Origin of the sequence: Microcoleus vaginatus PCC 9802, from assembly GCA_022701275.1 — a bacterium.
GTDB classification, from domain to species: domain Bacteria; phylum Cyanobacteriota; class Cyanobacteriia; order Cyanobacteriales; family Microcoleaceae; genus Microcoleus; species Microcoleus vaginatus_A.
On the sequence record CP031740.1, the window covers coordinates 692,406 to 705,858 of the forward strand.

6 protein-coding genes and 4 pseudogenes are annotated in these 13,453 nt (G+C 43.8%); 7 read left to right on the forward strand and 3 right to left on the reverse strand.

The annotated features are described in order from the left end of the window. Entirely contained in the window at nt 1-1,476 is a 1,476-nt protein-coding gene (locus tag D0A34_02880; protein UNU17948.1) for a mechanosensitive ion channel protein MscS, read from the reverse strand. A 1,362-nt stretch (nt 1,477-2,838) separates the two neighbouring features. On the opposite strand from D0A34_02880, the pseudogene D0A34_02885 reads away from it, so the two are divergent. The 5 genes and pseudogenes from D0A34_02885 (at nt 2,839) to D0A34_02905 (ending at nt 9,461) form a co-directional block, all read left to right on the forward strand. Further along, nucleotides 2,839-3,693: pseudogene (locus tag D0A34_02885) on the forward strand (PAS domain S-box protein). Between the two features lie 279 nt (nt 3,694-3,972). Beyond that, nucleotides 3,973-4,866: pseudogene (locus D0A34_02890) on the forward strand (PAS domain S-box protein). Nucleotides 4,867-5,517: 651 nt separating this feature from the next. Next, nucleotides 5,518-5,979 (forward strand): annotated as a pseudogene (locus D0A34_02895) (PAS domain S-box protein). Nucleotides 5,980-6,321: 342 nt separating this feature from the next. Beyond that, nucleotides 6,322-8,127, forward strand: a pseudogene (locus D0A34_02900) (response regulator). Between the two features lie 5 nt (nt 8,128-8,132). Continuing rightward, the gene (locus tag D0A34_02905; protein ID UNU17949.1) at nt 8,133-9,461 is read left to right on the forward strand and encodes a hybrid sensor histidine kinase/response regulator; all 1,329 of its coding nucleotides are present in this window, start codon (nt 8,133-8,135) and stop codon (nt 9,459-9,461) included. 436 nt (nt 9,462-9,897) lie between these two features. Here the strand turns inward: D0A34_02905 and wcaF are convergent, their stop codons facing one another. Continuing rightward, nucleotides 9,898-10,482 (reverse strand): colanic acid biosynthesis acetyltransferase WcaF, encoded by a 585-nt coding sequence (gene wcaF, locus D0A34_02910; protein UNU22142.1) that lies wholly within the window; start codon nt 10,480-10,482, stop codon nt 9,898-9,900. Between the two features lie 163 nt (nt 10,483-10,645). Here wcaF and D0A34_02915 point away from each other — a divergent pair, with 163 nt between their 5' ends. Further along, the gene (locus tag D0A34_02915; GenBank protein UNU17950.1) at nt 10,646-11,443 is read left to right on the forward strand and encodes a cation transporter; all 798 of its coding nucleotides are present in this window, start codon (nt 10,646-10,648) and stop codon (nt 11,441-11,443) included. A 40-nt stretch (nt 11,444-11,483) separates the two neighbouring features. Continuing rightward, the gene (locus D0A34_02920) at nt 11,484-12,092 is read left to right on the forward strand and encodes a hypothetical protein (protein UNU17951.1); all 609 of its coding nucleotides are present in this window, start codon (nt 11,484-11,486) and stop codon (nt 12,090-12,092) included. A 318-nt stretch (nt 12,093-12,410) separates the two neighbouring features. Here the strand turns inward: D0A34_02920 and D0A34_02925 are convergent, their stop codons facing one another. After that, complete coding sequence (locus D0A34_02925) at nt 12,411-13,367, reverse strand: glycosyltransferase family 2 protein (GenBank protein ID UNU17952.1); 957 nt, start codon at nt 13,365-13,367, stop codon at nt 12,411-12,413. Nucleotides 13,368-13,453 lie beyond the last annotated feature (86 nt).

The window sequence follows — 13,453 nt, forward strand, 5'->3', positions numbered from 1 at the left end:
TCAAACACTAAATAGATTTTTTAACCGTTTTCTCACCCATTCTACAGGATTTTCCTCCTCTTCTGCGGCATCTACTAATTCCATTTCTCGCAATAATTGCTGTCTTTCGCTTAGTTCTTCTTTGTGTTTGACTATTTCTTTAATAATCTGTTCAGATAAATCAGGTCGTTCAGTTAAAACTTTTTGGAAACCTTCTTTATTGATAGCAAACAAAATTGTTTCTTCCAAAGCTCTCACTGAAGCAGTTCTGGGGATTCCCAACATCAAAGAAAGTTCCCCAAAAAACTGACCCGTACCCAGGTTATTCAGGTGTTTGTCAATAGCTTGTACAAAAACTTCTACTGAACCTGAAAGAATCATGTAAAAAGCATCTCCCGGGTCGTTTTCATGAAACAAATATTCTTGCGATCGCAGCCGTTTCCGGTATCCAACTTCAATCAATTGCCGCAATTCAAGATCCGTCAGATTTTCAAAGTATTCCACCTCTCGCAGCAAACAGCTAAGGGACGATAGCTTTTTCATTTCCTCTCCAAAAATAGGCATCTTTTGCTTTTTTTCAGAGGAAGTCTTCCTGATGTCAATTGCCGTTTCTTTTGGGTTGAACATTGACAACAGAACTTCGGGATTTTTCAAATAAATTTCTCTGTTATTGAAGGGGAAGTCGATTTTATGCTGGCGGAAATTGTATTCAATGGCAAAATTCAAAGAACTTTTAATTACTTCTCTTTCAATCGGCCTATCCGTCCAAACTAAAAGTTCAAATTTAAAACTATCATCACCAAACTCGACAAACAATACTTTCGGATTCGGTTCGTATAAAACTCCCGCTTCCGCGTAAGCAATATTTAACAGAGTTTCTGTCACTAACAGCGGGTTACTATTCTCCGCTACTTCTACGGGAACTCGCAGACAGAGTAGGGAGTTTTCGTAACTCCAGTTAACAATTTTGTTGCTAATCATGTTGCTGTTGGGAACTATGACGCTGGAGTCCTCAGTGGTTTGGAGGATGGTCGATCGAATGGAGATTTTTTTGACGATTCCCATTAATCCTTCTAATTCCACGAAGTCTCCGACTTTCACGGGTCTGTCTAAAAGCAGCGTTAAGCCGCTGACAAAATTAGTTGTTAAATCTTGGATGCCAAAGCCAATTCCGACTCCCAGCCCCCCCGCAACTACTGCAAAAGAAGCGAGGTTGAAGCCGATGCTTTGGATGGCGACTATCACCCCCAAAGCTACTATTAAATACCCAATAATAACTGCAATAGCTTCCCGGTTCCCCTCGTCAATTCCCAGTTTGACAAGCAAGTTTTCCTTAAGAAAGTTCGTAAAAGAGCGTGCTATGACAAGGATAGCCATGAACAATACAATCAGTTCCCCAAGTGACTGCAGCGATACAGGGTTTTCACCTATTTTAAATAGGGTCGCTGTAAAAACTTGGATAATTTTAAGCAATAATTCTTCGGGTATTGTATTCAAGTTAAATCCACAAAGTAATGTTTTTTTAAGTTTTTAAGCAGATGGGAGTAAGGAATAAAAAATTTTACTTACCCGTCTAAAAATTAAGGCATACAGTCGTTATTACGAAAAATTAATGTGTTTTTACGCTCGTAAAAAACTTAATTTCTTACATAAATATGTCGTTATTCAGACTAAGCCGTTATCCGTCTTGCCAATTTCTCGGATATTGGGATATATTGTCTTCCCCGGCCTGCGGTGAGTGTGCCACTTTTTCGCACTAGCGGAATCATCTATTATTGAGGTCAACCCTCTACTAACTTTAGTCAACGTTAACACTCTGGGATTTTATCATACTTTCCGCTGATTTGTTATTGAGTTTCCGTTATAAACTTAAGCAGGAATTATTCAATGCCTATTTAAGTGGACAACTCAAATATCCTAGTATTACAATGAGTTTAGCTGGTAGGAGAGATATTGCTATCACTGTGCCAGTTGCGTCTCTATTCTGTATATCTAAGAATATCTAACTGAAAATTTAACGGATCTAGCTAAAATTGAGAACGTTCCCAGAATACTTGGCATTCTAGCGACCTTGCAGACAAATTAAAACTTAATTGCATTTGTCAATCAGTAAAATTACTGAAAATACTGCTTGTTGAGGAGTGGAAAATTCGCGATTTGGGGGTTACTGGGCATAAATAGGGCGATCGCCATGATTCCTCGATCGCCCCAATCTAAGTTCTCCACCCCCAATCTGAGTAAATGCTGAGCATAATTGCTGATTGACAAACGCTTCCCTAGCTTATGTTGTCACCAATGTTCTACCCATAGGATTGATTAGGAATAGAATTGATGAGCAACAGAACTGCTTGGCGATACATCCGAAGAATTAACAGAAATATTGTCGCCAGGGATACATATATCGCCGATTGAAAACCTAATGGTCGCCCTACTGAACGTTTTATTCAGTACCCAAATATGAGAAAACGAAAACCTTGCGATCGCGCAATGGGACAGAAGTTCTAGAATTATAGCTGAAATGCACGATTTAACATGAGCAAATTCCCACCAGAGAAAACCCAACCACCACAGCAAGAGAGCACAACAGCACAGGCATTGCGACAGGCTCAATTCGACGCTTTTTTTGCAGGTGCTAACGCCGGACTGCTGATTTTTGACCACCAACTCCGGTACGTCCAAATTAACGAAGTTCTGGCCCAGATGAATGGCGTTTGTGTGGCAGACCATATTGGTAGGTCACTGCGTGAAGTACTGCCAGAATTGGCTCCGACTGTGGAACCAATTCTGCAAGGCATTCTGGATACGGGCAAGCCCATTCTCGACTATGAATTAGTGGGTGAAACGCCGAAACAACCAGGCATCCTGCGCTATTGGCAAGCATCTTACTATCCTTTGCTGGATGAAAACGGCTTGGTTTTTGGTGTTGGTGGGATTGTGATTGAAATTAGCGATCGCAAGCGGGCAGAACAAAAGCAGGCACGACTGACGGCAATTTTGGAAGCAACTTCCGACTTAGTAGGAGTTGCGGATGCAACTGGGCATAGCGTCTACGTCAACAAAGCCGGACAGAAATTGCTGGGGATGTCCCCAGAAGAAGCACGCTCTTCGTTTAGTATAGATTCTCTATTAGCTCCCTCGGCAACGGCAAAATTCCACAACGAAGCCTTTCCAACCGCCTTACGAGAGGGTAGCTGGGCTGGGGAAATCCTGTTTTTGTCACGCGATGGGCAAGAAGTTCCAGTCTCCCAGGTTTTGATCGTTCACAAAAACGAAGCGGGCGAAGTCGAGTTTATCTCCACTATTGTGCGGGATATTCGCGATCGCAAAAAAGCAGAGGAAGAACGGCAATTGCTCGCTACAACGCTCGAGAACAGCCGTGACTTTATTGGCGTCGCCTCAATGGATGGTCGCCCTATACTCGTGAATCAGGCTGGTCTGAATTTGGTGGGACTCAGTAGTGTGGAGGAAGCCAGAACCAAACACATTACCGACTTCTTCATGGCAGAAGATTTGGACTTCGTACAGCAGTCTATTATGCCGGTAATCATGCAAGAGGGAAGTTGGCGGAGTGATTTCCGCTTCAGAAATTTCGTCACAGGTCAACCCATCCTGGTAGATTACACCCTATTTGTGATCAAACATCCAGAGACTAATGAACCGGTAGGAATAGCCACTATTACGCGGGATATTCGCGATCGCAAAACCGCAGAAGATTTCCTCAAACAAAGCGAAGAGCGATTTCGTTCTCTGGTTGAAGCTAGCGCTCAAATTGTTTGGAACACGAGTGCTGAAGGCGAATTCATTACCCCGCAACCCGGTTGGAGTGCATTTACAGGACAGACATTTGATGAATACAAGGGTTGGGGCTGGCTAGACCAAATGCACTCAGACGATCGCTCGTATATTGCCACTGCGTGGTCAACTGCTGTTGCTAATCGATCGCTCTATGAAGTTGAATTCCGTATGCGCCGCTATGACGGCGAATATCGGTACATGAGTTGTCGTGGCGTACCAATTCTGAACGCGGATGGTTCAATTCGGGAATGGATTGGGGCTAATACAGATATTACCGGTCGCAAACAAGCTGAAGAAGCTCTGCGCGAACAGCAAGCTGCGCTGCGCGATCGCAACGTTTTGCTCACCTCTATCTTGGAAAGTACGCCAGACATAATAGTTGTTAAAGACCGGGAAGGCCGATATGTTGCCCTTAATTCCTTTGTGGCACAATCCTTTTACGGTAAAACCATTGAGGAGATCCTGGGTAAAGATGATTCGGAACTCCTTCCCCCGGAGGCCGCCGTTGCAATAATGGCAAAAGACCGCGAGATCATGGAAGCAGGCACTACTGAAAGCTACGAAGAAGATGTTTCTAATGGTAAGGAGAGCATTTCTTTTTTAACCACAAAAGCCCCTTGGCGGGACGCTCAGGGCAATATTATCGGCCTTATCGCCATAGCACGAAACATTGGCGATCGCAAACAAATGGAAGCAGAGTTGCGCGATCGCAACGCACTGCTAAACTCAATTTTGGAAAGTACACCAGACTTCATTCTCGTTAAAGACCGGGAAGGGCGTTATGTTGCCCTTAACTCCAATTTGGCAAACTTCTTTGGCAAGCCAATTAAAGAAGTCATCGGCAAAAATGATTTGGAAATACTGCCGCCTGACATTGGCCGTGAAGTTATGGCAAAAGATCGCCAAATCATGGCAGCCGGAATCATTGACACTTATGAGGAAGATATCTTTTCTCATTCTGAAACCACTAGAACCTTTTTCACTACCAAGGCTCCTTGGCGGGATAATCAGGGCAATATTTTAGGCATCATCGGCATAACACGAGATATTAGCGATCGCAAACAAGCCGAAGATGCTATCAAACAAAGCGAAGGACGCTATCGTTCGCTAATCGCTGCTACGTCCCAACTTGTCTGGACAGCGGATGCTGAAGGAAGATGCGTGGATCAACCGAGTTGGAGAGCTTACACCGGACAAACCGAAGCTGAGATGGCTGATGGTTTTGGCTGGTTAGATGCAATTCACCCGGACGATCGCGAACGAACGACTCAGGTGTGGATGGAAGCAGTGCAAACGAAAACCCTGTATGACGTACAATATCGAATCCGGGGAGCGGATGGAAACTATCGTTATTTTCAACTTAGAGGGGTACCAATTCTGGATGAAGATGGCAGCCTCCAGGAGTGGATTGGCACTTGTAGCGATATCCACGATCGCAAACAAGCCGAAGATGCTCTAAAACAAAGCGAAGAACGCTATCGTTCGCTAATCGCTGCTACATCCCAAATGGTCTGGATAACGGATGCAGAAGGAAGATGCCAGGATACACCGAGTTTCAGAGCTTACACTGGACAAACCGTAGACGAAGTGGTTGGTTTTGGCTGGTTAGATGCAATTCACCCGGACGATCGCGAACGAACGAATCAGGTGTGGATGGAAGCAGTGCAAACGAAAATCCTGTTTGAGATGGAATATCGAATGCGCGGAGCGGATGGAAACTATCGTTATTTTCAAGCTAGAGCAGTGCCAATTCTGAATGAAGATGGCAGCATCCGGGAGTGGATTGGCACTTCCACCGATATCCACGATCGCAAACAAGCGGAAGATGCTATCAAACAAAGCGAAGAACGCTATCGATCGCTAATACTTGCTACGTCGCAAATTGCCTGGACAGCGGATGCTGAAGGAAGATCCCCGGATCTACCGAGTTGGAGAGCTTACACCGGACAAACTGAAGCTGAGGTAGTTGGTGTTGGCTGGTTGGATGCAATTCACCCGGACGATCGCGAACGCACCGCTCAGGTATGGATAGAAGCAGCGCAAACGAAAAGCCTGTATGACATAGAATATAGAATCCGCGCAGCGGATGGAAACTATCGTTATTTTCAAGCTAGAGGGGTGCCAATTCTAAATGAAGATGGCAGCCTCCGGGAGTGGGTTGGCACTTGCAGCGATATCCACGATCGCAAACAAGCCGAAGATGCTATAAAACAAAGCGAAGAACGCTATCGTTCGCTAACCCTTGCCATCTCCCAAATTGTCTGGACAACCGATCCTGAAGGAAGATGCCAGGATTCACCGAGTATGAGAGCTTACACCGGACAAACGGAAGCTGAGGTGGTTGGTTTTGGCTGGTTAGATACAATCCACCCCGACGATCGCGAACCAACAGTTCAGGTGTGGATGGAAGCAGTGCAAACGAGAAGCCTGTTTGACATACAGTATCGAATGTGCGGAGTGGATGGAAACTATCGTTATTTCCAAGCTAGAGGGGTGCCAATTCTGAATGAAGATGGCAGCATCCGGGAGTGGGTTGGCACTTGCATCGATATCCACGATCGCAAACAAGCGGAAGATGCTATCCAACAAAGCGAAGAACGCTATCGATCGCTAATCGCTGCTACGTCCCAAATCGTCTGGGCAACGGATGCTGAAGGAAGAGGCACGGATCTACAGAGTTGGAGAGCTTACACGGGGCAAACTGAAGCTGAAGTGCTTGGTTTAGGCTGGTTAGGGCCAATTCACCCGGACGATCGCGAACGAACGGCTCAGGCGTGGATGGAAACGGTGCAAACGAAAATCCTGTTTGACATAGAATATCGAATCCGGGGAGCCGATGGGAACTATCGTTATTTTCAAGGTAGAGGGGTGCCAATTCTAAATCAAGATGGCAGCATCCGCGAGTGGATTGGCACTTGTAACGATATCCACGATCGCAAAGAAACAGAAATCGTACAAGCAAAAGCCAGGCAAGCCGCAGAAGCAGCTAGTCGGGCTAAAAGTGAATTCCTTGCTAACATGAGCCACGAGTTGCGGACTCCCCTTAATGGCATCATGGGATACGCGCAGATTCTTCAGCGTTCCAAAGTCTTGAATGAAGAAGAGCGATCGCGCATTGATGTCATTTATCAGTGCGGTTCCCATTTACTGACCTTAATCAATGATATTCTCGATTTGTCGAAGATTGAAGCACAGAAAGTGGAACTCCAGCCCACCGATTTTCATTTCCCAGCGTTCCTGCAAGGTGTAGCAGAGATGTGTCGCATCCGAGCTGAAATTAAGGGAATTCAGTTTCATTTTCCATCAAGCCCCGAACTCCCGATCGGTATTCGTGCGGATGAAAAACGCTTGCGACAAGTGTTAATTAATCTTTTAAGCAACGCTATTAAATTTACGGATGAGGGCACTGTTACTTTTATAGTCAGTTTTGCCACAGAAGAAAAAATTCGCTTTGAAATACGCGATACAGGTACCGGTATTGCACAAGATCAACTCGAAGCTATCTTTCAGCCCTTCGAGCAGGTAGGAGATCGCAGGCGGCAGACCGAGGGCACCGGATTGGGACTGGCAATTAGCCAAAGGATTGTAGAACTAATGGGCAGTACCATTCAGGTTAAAAGTGAGATGAATGTTGGCAGTATTTTCTGGTTTGATGTCCATCTATCTCAAGCCGATGAATGGGTGAAAACTTCTCAAATTGACCATCGCGGGCAGATAATCGGCATCAAAGACCGCCAACCTAAGATTGTAGTTATTGATGACAAATGGGCTAACCGTTCGGTAGTTAGCAATTTGCTCAGTCCGATCGGCTTTGAGGTGTTTGAAGCGAACGATGGGCAAGAAGGCTGGGAAAAGGTTCTAGAGGTGGAGCCAGATTTAATCGTTACCGACTTACTAATGCCCGAACTAGATGGCTTCGAGCTAATTAAGCGGGTTCGAGAATCGGAAAACTTCAAAGACATCATCATTATTGTCTCTTCGGCCAGCGTATTTGAAGCCGATCAATACAGAAGTTTAGAAGCAGGAGGCAACACTTTTATTCCCAAACCTGTTCAAGCCACGGAACTCCTGCAAAAATTACAACAGTATCTTCATTTAGAATGGGTGTATGAAGCTAATGAAGAGCCACTGGCGATCGGCTCAGATACCAATGAGCTAATTGCCCCGCCTCCTACAGAAATGGAAATACTATACGAGCTGGCTATGAAAGGAAATTTCCTAGAAATAGTTAAGCAGGCGGTATTACTGGAAGAAATAGATCCCAAATACATTCCTTTTGCTAAAAGATTAAATCAGATGGCAAAGGACTTTCAAGACGAAGAGATTTTAACGTTTATTCATTCCTACAAGTAAGGTTCATGAATTTAGAAATTCAAGCAAATGGTACGATTCTTATAGTTGATGACAATTCAGCTAACTTAGGTGTTTTATCTGATGCCTTAAGCCAAGAAGGATTTGAAGTTCGGGTTGCGAAATCTGGAAAAATGGCACTAGAGCGAGTTAAATATGCTCTACCAGATCTAATCTTACTAGATGTCATGATGCCAGAGATTGATGGATTTGAAACCTGTCGTCGATTACAAGCTAATCCAGAAACTAAACAGATTCCCATTATATTTATGACTGCGCTCTCGGATACGGCTAATAAAGTTGAGGGATTTAAGCTTGGGGCTGTAGATTATATTACCAAACCCTTCCAACAAGAGGAAGTATTAGCTCGCGTCAAGCTGCACTTAAAGCTTCATGTTCTAGCAGATAAATTAGAAGAAAAAAATACCTTACTGGAGCAAAAAGTTGTAGAAGTTAGCCAAGCCTATGAAGATTTACAACAAATGCAACTTAAGTTAATCCAAAGCGAGAAAATGTCGGGCTTAGGGCAAATGGCGGCTGGGATTGCTCATGAAATAAACAACCCTATAAATTTCATCTCTGGCAATCTGGGTTATGCCCAAGAGTACGCTCATAACTTACTAAAAATTATACACCTCTATCAAGAAGATTATGTAAATCCCACTCCTCGGATTCAAGCAGCAATGGATGAAATAGAACTAGAATTTGTGGAAGAAGATTTTATTAAAGTTCTTAACTCAATCAACTTAGGAACGCAGCGCATCCAGGAGATTGTCAAGTCTATGCGAATCTTTTCTCGCCTAGATGAGGCAGAGGTGAAAGCTGTCAATATTCATGAAGGAATTGATAGTACACTCACCATCCTGCATCATCGTTTAAAAGCAAAACCAGAGCATCCTGAGATTGAACTAATAAAAAAGTACGGTCAGCTTCCACCAGTAGAATGCCATGCCGGACAATTAAATCAAGTGTTCATGAATATTCTTTCCAATGCCATTGATGCTTTAGATGAATCTAATCAGCAACGTTCGTTTGCAGAAATCAAACAACACCCGAACCGCATTCAAATTTCTACAAAAGTAATTGACGATAATTGGGTGGCTATTTATATTAGTGACAACGGTCGAGGAGTTGTTGAAACTTTAAAACCGAAAATATTTGACCCTTTTTTTACCACCAAACCGATCGGTAAAGGAACGGGGTTGGGGTTATCTATCAGTTACCAAATTATCGTTGAAAAGCATGGGGGCAGATTATACTGCCAGCCTGGATTAGGAAAGGGAATAGAATTCGTCATTGAAATTCCTATTCGGCAGCAAGCTTATAAAGCGGCTTAGTTTCCTGGTAAATGTCTCTTTGGTTATCAATAGCTATCGTGATGAATGCTATGACTTTTTTGGCGGAAACAGAAGATGGTTATTTAGTGACTAATTCTGTCAGGGATTGAGCAAGGGCTGAAGGGATAGTAACAACTGACTCTCAACGTAAACATCCTCATAAATTTGGCGGTTGCTATATATTTTATAGATTTGTTCGTGGCTAACCAGAAAGCATGGAGGTATTTGCTGCATATAAAGGGAGGTTGGGCTTTATTAGGTCTTAAACTTTGTTTAAGTCGCATTAGTTCCAAGTAGGACAAGAAATAACTTCAGTCTATACTACGAACTTGTGAGAGGATGAAGTCCATACTATAGCCATCCTAAATCATTTGTGAATTTCTTACTCCCTCCCCTTGATAAGGGGAGGGTTGGGGTGGGGTCAAAAATTTACGACTCATTTAGGATTGCTATACGAACTTTTGTTAATTTCTCGCTGACAGCGGGGACGACAAGGTGTTCCTGTGCAAATAAAGCCTGCAGGCATATTTTTAAAGACGCTGCTGCGAGCTCCGATTAAAGCGTTAGCACCGATTTCTACACCAGGGCCAATGAAGCAGTCGGCGGCAATCCAAACGCCGTTATTAATGATCACAGGTGCTGTTATTAAGCCAAAGGCTGGGTCTTGAGGGTCATGAGTGCCGGTGCAGAGGTAGCTTTTTTGAGAAATGACGCAGTGTTTGCCGATCGCAATTTGAGCGAGACTGTACAATACAACATCATCTCCGATCCAACTGTAGTCTCCGATTGCAATTTTCCAAGGATAGGTAAAACGAGCTGTGGGGCGAATGATCACACCCCGACCTATTTTCGCTCCAAATAACCGCAGCAGCCTGCTTCTGATGCGATTAAAAGGGTGTGGAGTGAGAGGAAATGCGATCGCCTGGACGAACCACCAAACCAAAATTAGCCAACTAGGCTTTCCTCGATCGAACTTTGATTGATCGTAGCGGCGCAAATCAACTAAAGATTCGCCTGTCAAAGTATTTGCGTGATTGTCGCTAATTGGACAATCGTTTATTTGAGAATTTGGGAAATTTGCGCTCAAATTTTCCGGATCTTGGTTCGGATTTGGTATATAATCGGTCATTGATAGTTAATTTAATGTTTAATTTAAAATCGAGTTTAGCCTTAAGGACTGCTGCATGACATTTCTAGTTAGGGAAAATTTTGACTCTGAAAACGCCAAGGATCTCGCACAATGCGAGAATTTAAATCCCAGAATTGGCAAAGTTCGACTTTTACAAACAGCATTGGTACTGCTGAGCAGCTTTTTTGTAGCAGAGTTAATCGCCGCACTTAATTCTCATAGTTTGTCCCTATTAGCAGATGCGGGTCACGTCTTTTCAGATGTAGCAGCTTTAGCAATAACTTTGACCGCGACTTGGTACTCCTCAGTCAAACGCAAAAGTAAATCCGTAGATTGTACGATCGCACAATCGCCAATCCCTGAACGAGGAGAAATCATTGCTGCTTTAATTAATAGTATCAGTTTAGTGGCGATCGCCCTGTGGATAGCCGCAGAGTCGATCGCCCGTTTGCAGTCCCCAACTCCCGAAGTAGAAGGGCTCCCGATGTTAATTACCGCCATAGTCGGTTTAAGCATCAACTCGATTAATGCTTGTTGCTTGCATTCCTGCTGTCACGGCGACTTGAATCTCAAAAGCGCGTTTCTGCACGCCGTGGCCGACATATTTTCATCGGTTGGAGTAATTTTAGCGGCGATCGCCGTAGCCTGGCTACACTGGAATTGGGCAGACGGCTTGATTAGCTTGCTGGTGTCAGCATCAATAATTTTATTAACCCTACCATTGCTAATCGAAAGCATCCAATTGCTGCTGGGAAAAGTATCAGCAATATCCGCCACTCAACAGCCTTGTGATTGCGAAAAAGTGAGCGCCGAAAAATTGCTTTTTCCATCGCTAGAAGATCTCATCAAATAACATCTCTTCCTCGGTTCCCAACCATAGAAATAGATAACTAATGTCCTACAGTGATTTTACTTTAAATCGAGTTACCAAAGACTTTAATTTAACGATTTCCGAGCGCTCTAATATTTTTACAGAAATTCCCGAATTAACACCAAGCGATTTCCTCCAAGAAACCCTGCGCGATAATCTAGCTTTAGCCCTTGGTAGCAATACAGAAAAAGCGCGATCGGAATTAATTATTGCTCCAATTCTCGTGGAACTCAGAAAACAATTAAATTATCAAATTAGCTGGTTTTCCGGCATTGACTTTAGTGTGGATGCCAGTAAAGGATTAAACGGCAGTTGTGATTTTATCATCAGTCAATCACCTGAACTTTTATTTGTTACTGCGCCAGTTATGACCGTCGTAGAAGCTAAAAAAGAAAATATTTTGGCTGGCTTGGGACAATGCGTAGCGGAAATGTTGGCAGCGCAAATTTTTAATGAAAAGGAAGGCAACGAAATTCCTGTGATTTACGGTACTGTTACCACCGGCACTAACTGGAAATTTATGAAATTAACAAAACAGACAATCGAAATTGATTTAGTCGAATATTTTATCAATGATTTAGGTAAGATTTTAGGTATCTTAGCAACTGGTCTTCGCTCAAGTATTAATTAGCTCAACAAGCCCGGCGGCTGAAAGAGACGGTTGGGGAATTCGCGGAGGGTGTTACCCCTGAGATATGGAATGCAGCATTGGGGTTCGCTATTGGTAGTTAATAGTTGATACGAGCAATTAAATATTTAGTTCAGAGCCAGTATTTTTAGGGGTGAGGGGTGAAACTATTTTTTAATTCGCCAAAAAAAGTCTCTTGAAATCGCGTCTACACAAACTTTCGTCCCTCTCGCTTGAGACTAAGAGGAACCCGGCCCTTGGAAACCGCGAAGTTTACCCGCACACAAATAAAGTCCACTCCAAGCGGACTAACAGATACTATTATGGCAATTTAACTTCTGTTTCTTGAGTGATAACTACTGGCGGCGACAAAGTAGACTGAGATTCTGCCACATTCAACTGACCGCCACAACAACGCAACTCGTAAAGTTTTGCATTAATTTGATACTCATATTGACTCAACAACCTTGCATAAGTATAGCCAGCTTTTCCATCCAAAAAGCCTAACTGAATGAAGTAAAATAAAATAAATCTGAGCATAGGTTTAAAAGGCAGCCACACCCAAACTTTTTTGAGAAATCGTTTCCGCTGTACGGCATCTCCAAATAGGTGAGCGCCAATAGTGCCGCTGTCGTCGCGCCCTTCAATAATATTGTAATAAACGCGAGCTTCCCAATTAGAATAGCGGTTGTGCCGTTCTATCCAGTGAAATAAATCGCGGTAATCCTCGTGGATCATGTCATTTTTTAAGTAGCCGACTTGACCAGCTAAAATGACGTGCTCGTGAACTTCGTTGTCGCCAGTATTGGGAACGGATTCAGTGCCGAGATTTTCGTAACGTCCTTTTTGATGCTTGAACAAACGCAAATTCCAGTCGGGATATCTGCCGCCGTAACGCAGCCACTGGCCTAAAAAGAAGACTTTGCGGTTGAGGTAGTAGCCGTCAAAATTGGGGTCTTCGATCGCCTGGGCGATTTCGTCCCAAAGTTCTGGGGGAATGCGCTCGTCGCAATCGACAATTAATACCCATTCGTTGCGAAAGGGCAGATTGTCCAATGACCAATTTTTCTTTTTCGGCCAGCGGTTGTCGAAGTAGAATTGCACTACTTTTGCGCCGGTGCTGATGGCAATTTCCACCGTGCGATCGCTGCTTTGGGAATCAACCATGAAAACTTCATCCGCCCTGGCAATGCTGGCCAGACACGCAGGTAGATTAAGTTCTTCGTCTTTTGCCGGAATGAGAACTGAAACCGGAATCTTGGATGAACTAGATGTCATAATCGAGTGCTTGAACCTAAATGCGGTCGAGTTTTGGTGGATGAAGTGCGATCTGCACAGCCGCGCCGACGACTTGAGCAGCGAGG

Bases quoted from the DNA above. Each gene is read 5' to 3' on its own strand.
- D0A34_02905 (UNU17949.1), top strand. From the start codon at position 8,133: ATGAATTTAGAAATTCAAGCAAATGGTACGATTCTTATAGTTGATGAC.
- D0A34_02920 (UNU17951.1), top strand. From the start codon at position 11,484: ATGTCCTACAGTGATTTTACTTTAAATCGAGTTACCAAAGACTTTAAT.
- D0A34_02915 (UNU17950.1), top strand. From the start codon at position 10,646: ATGACATTTCTAGTTAGGGAAAATTTTGACTCTGAAAACGCCAAGGAT.
- D0A34_02925 (UNU17952.1), bottom strand. From the start codon at position 13,367: ATGACATCTAGTTCATCCAAGATTCCGGTTTCAGTTCTCATTCCGGCA.